At 48.2% G+C, this 332-nt stretch carries 1 protein-coding gene; it reads left to right on the top strand.

What is annotated here, in order from left to right:
• On the top strand, positions 1-332 hold a 332-nt coding region (locus tag I5349_RS13645), incomplete at both ends, for a hypothetical protein (protein WP_226391335.1).

Below are 332 nucleotides of genomic sequence, written 5' to 3'. Positions count from 1 at the left end.
GTTGACTCACTGAATCCAGGCAATACAGATGAGGCTACAGTCACGGTAATAGTAGCAGGCGCAGGCTTGGTAGCCAATGATGATCCGATAACGATCAATGGTTTTGATGGCGGCAGCTTCAATGTATTGGCAAATGACACATACAATGCTAACCCAGCGACTACTGGCGAGGTAACGATCACCCAACTGTCAATAGATACAGGCATCACCTTCGATACGACAACGGGCGAGGTAACAGTAGCGGCTGGTACATCGGCAGGTGTGTATACCTTGACTTACCGTTTGACGGATAACATAGATGCAGCGAATACAGATGATGCAACGGTGACAGT

Source organism: Penaeicola halotolerans (genome assembly GCF_016464625.1).
Classification (GTDB): Bacteria; Bacteroidota; Bacteroidia; order Cytophagales; family Cyclobacteriaceae; genus Penaeicola; species Penaeicola halotolerans.
The sequence above is the reverse complement of the archived record's forward strand: the minus strand, read 5'-3'. Positions and strand labels throughout refer to the sequence as shown.